At 66.5% G+C, this 3288-nt stretch carries 5 protein-coding genes; 1 reads left to right on the top strand and 4 read right to left on the bottom strand.

Annotation, left to right across the window (positions count from 1 at the left end; genetic code table 11):
- The 3 genes from B8115_RS00495 to B8115_RS00485 all read right to left on the bottom strand — a co-directional run.
- Nucleotides 1–408 (bottom strand): endonuclease/exonuclease/phosphatase family protein (locus tag B8115_RS00495; protein ID WP_370542914.1); only part of this gene is annotated, 408 nt, incomplete at its 3' end.
- An 83-nt stretch (nt 409–491) separates the two neighbouring features.
- A complete protein-coding gene (locus B8115_RS00490) occupies nt 492–1139 on the bottom strand; it encodes a thiol:disulfide interchange protein DsbA/DsbL (RefSeq protein ID WP_010625764.1) in 648 nt (215 codons plus the stop codon).
- Between the two features lie 185 nt (nt 1140–1324).
- Nucleotides 1325–1945 carry a cytochrome c gene (locus tag B8115_RS00485; protein ID WP_010625763.1) on the bottom strand — a complete coding sequence of 207 codons (621 nt, stop codon included), beginning with the start codon at nt 1943–1945 and terminating at the stop codon, nt 1325–1327.
- A gap of 261 nt (nt 1946–2206) precedes the next feature.
- Between B8115_RS00485 and yihA the strand changes: the two genes are divergently transcribed.
- Nucleotides 2207–2851, top strand: coding sequence for a ribosome biogenesis GTP-binding protein YihA/YsxC (gene yihA, locus B8115_RS00480; RefSeq protein ID WP_010625762.1), 645 nt, complete (start codon nt 2207–2209; stop codon nt 2849–2851).
- Here the strand turns inward: yihA and B8115_RS00475 are convergent.
- Nucleotides 2821–3288 (bottom strand): HAD family hydrolase (locus tag B8115_RS00475; RefSeq protein ID WP_010625761.1); only part of this gene is annotated, 468 nt, incomplete at its 5' end. The two genes, yihA and B8115_RS00475, sit on opposite strands and share 31 nt — an antisense overlap.

Here is a 3288-nt window from a genome sequence, read left to right as displayed (position 1 = left end):
ATATCGCGAGTGGGCGACGAACAGGTGCAGGGCGTCCGGGCCGTCGCCGTAGCGGGCGTGGATGGCGCCGCGGCCCGGCAGCGTGCCGGGCAGGCGGTGCTCCTCGACCAGCGTCGGGGCGAGCCGCGACAGCAGACCGTTGCTGTGCTGGGCGAAGCGTCCCAGGTTGCGGTTGAGCTGCTGGAAATGGTGGGGAAAGCCGCCCCGGGTGGCCAGGTACTCGACCTGGTTGACGTTGCTCGAGCGAAAGCTGCCGCCGTCGACCTCCTGCAGGCCGACGATGTCGAAGCGGCTCAGCACGCTGCTGACCATGTCGAGCCGCCGCGCCCGATGCGGGTGCGGCAGCAGGTGCTGCCAGCTACGGGTGAGGTAGTGGTGATAGGCCGACGTCTGGATACCGACCTGCATGTTGAAGGTGAGCAGCTTGAGGTGCCCACCTTCGAGGGTCGGGGTCCTGGCCTGGGCCAGGTGCGAGTTCTCGGCAGTCACGGTCAGTCTTCGCGCTCCTGACGCACGCGCTCGATCAAGGCATCGGCCACCTGCGGCATGTTCTCCAGGCTGCCGGCGCTGCTCGGGGTGACCAGATAGCGGCCGTCGATGATCAGCGCCGGAACGCCCATCAGGCGCATGCTGCGCATCCGTGCATGGGCCTGGTTGACCTGCGATTTGACGCCGAAGGAGTCCAGTGCCTTACGAGCCTCTTCCTCACTGACGCCGTATTCGCTGAAGAAGGCGGCAATGCTGTCGGTATCGGTCAGCCGGCGTCCCTCTTGATGAATGGCGTTGAAGATGTCGGCATGGGCCTCTTCGCGGATGCCTAGCTCCTCGGCGGCATAGAACACTGCGGCATGGGTGTTCCATTCGCCGCCCATGGTGGCGGGCAGGTGCTCCACGCTGACGTCGTCACCCAGGGTCTCGTACCACGCCGTCACGCTGCTCTGCAGGTTGTAGCAGTGCGGGCAGCCGTACCAGAACGCTTCGACCACCTCGATCTGATCCTCCTTGACGCGGGTCTCGACGGGCTCGGGCAGGCGCTCGTAGTGCTGTCCTTCGACCACATTGGCCGAGGCGAGCGATGCCAGACCGAGGCCGGCCACGGCGATCACGGCTGACTGAAGAAGGCGGAAAGGCTTGAACATGGATTGAACTCCTTGAGATGCCGCAGGTTAGGGCGGCAATGCCAGCATAGCGAATTTGCTGCTCACTTTGAGGGCTGGAGTCGGTTACGGTTCCCCACGAACCCTCTGCCGCTGCCTACGGAGAAGGCGGCCGAAGCCGCCTTCCGCTGCCGGCTCGGAGCCGGCGCATGCCTGTCGGCAGCGATTCAGTGCAGACCGTAGATGTAGTTGGCCACGGCCTGCATGTCGGCATCGCTCATCTTGGCGGCGATGTCGGCCATCATGTTGTTCGGGTCGTTGGCTCGCTCGCCGCTGGCGAAGTCCTGCAGCGTCGACACGGTGTACGCCGGGAACTGGCCGGAGAGCGCCGGGTAGACGGCAGTGTTGATGCCGGCCCCGGTGGGGCCATGGCAGGCCGCACAGGCGGGGATGCCCTTGGTCATGTCGCCGGCACGGTAGAGCTCCTGGCCGCGCATCAGCGCTTCCTCGTCGGCATCGGCCTGGCCGACGTGGGGGTCCTGCTCGGCATAGAAGGCGGCCACGTCCCAGGCATCCTCGTCGGAGAAGTCGTCGACCTGACCGACCATCTCCGGCACCACGCGGTTGCCATCGCGGATGTCCATGATCTGCTTGGCCGTATAGGTCATGTTCTGACCGGCGAGATGCGGGAAGGAAGAAGCGGAGCTGATGCCGTTCTGACCGTGACAGGCGGCACAGGGCTGTGCCAGCTCACGTCCGGCGGCAGGATCGGCGTCTGCTTCCAGATCGGCGTGGGCGACGCCAACGGCGCCGATGGTAAATGCCAGGCTTGCCAGTAACTTTCTCATCGCTGTTTCACTATGCCGTTATGGGTTGTACCGGTACGCATCCTGGGAGCTGCCCGAGCCTCTCACGAGCCAGGCCGGGTTCACCCTGCCGAAGCGAGCGCCGCGTGCGTCGGTCGCTGCCGGCAAGAGCACGGTGGTACACTAGCGCGCCCAGGTCGCAGACAAAAGACATCGCATTATAACGAAACAAGCCGGCATCGGGAATGCAGGTCAAGAACCCGGCGCTGTTCCCTGATGCCCATGCCGTAGGAAGTCGAGGTCATGTCCCGTTTTAACTACCAGAGCGCGCGTTTCCTGATCAGCGCCCCCACGCTTGCCAAGTGCCCGGTCGATGACGGTGCCGAGGTCGCGTTCGCCGGCCGCTCCAACGCCGGCAAGTCGAGCGCGATCAACACCTTGACCCGGCAGAAGGCGCTGGCGCGCACCTCGCGCACGCCGGGCCGTACCCAGTTGATCAACTTCTTCTCGCTGGGCGACGACATCAGCCGTCGGCTGGTCGATCTGCCCGGCTATGGCTATGCCAAGGTGCCGGAGGCGGTCAAGCTCGAGTGGCAGCGTCACCTGGCCGAGTACCTTGAGGGGCGGCATTCGCTGCGCGGTCTGGTACTGGTGATGGACGTGCGCCATCCGCTGACCGAGTTCGACCAGACCTTGCTGGGCTGGGCCGATGACCAGGACAAGCCGGTGCACATCCTGCTGACCAAGGCCGACAAGCTCAAGTCCGGCGCGGCCAAGAACGCCCTGCAGCAGGTGCGCAGCCGCCTGCGCGAGTGGGAAGACCTGGTAACGGTGCAGCTGTTCTCCTCGCTCAAGCGCGAGGGAGTCGACGAGGCGTGCGCCCGCTTGGACCAGTGGTTGAATGAGCCCACCGGGAATCAGGAATCGGGCAGCTCCGGAGCCTCCTGACCCAGCCGGCGCAGCAGCGCGGGCAGTTCGCGTACGTGGTCGAGGTGATGCACGCCGGGCGGCAGGGGCAAGGTATCCACCTGCGGTGAGATCCACACCGCCTGCATGCCCAGGCGCCTGGCCGGCTCGACGTCCTCACGCCAGGAGTCGCCCACGTGCATGGCGCGGGCCGGCGTCACACCCAGGCGCCCCAGGGCCGCCAGGAATGGCCGCGGGTCCGGCTTGGGGGCGAACATCTCGCCGGCGGCGATGGCCACCGGGAAGTGGCGGCCCAGGGCCAGACGCTGCACCGCCACGTTGCCGTTGGTGATGCTGGCCAGGCGGTAGTGCCGACTCAGTCCGGCCAGCAGCGGCTCCACCTCGGGGTGCGGCTCGACCCGATGACGCAACTCCATGAAGCGCTCCATGGCCGCCCCGGCCCACAGCCGGGCGGCGGC

The sequence above is a fragment of the Halomonas sp. KM-1 genome (assembly GCF_000246875.1).
GTDB lineage: Bacteria > Pseudomonadota > Gammaproteobacteria > Pseudomonadales > Halomonadaceae > Halomonas > Halomonas aerodenitrificans.
This window is presented reverse-complemented; position numbering and strand designations above follow the sequence as displayed.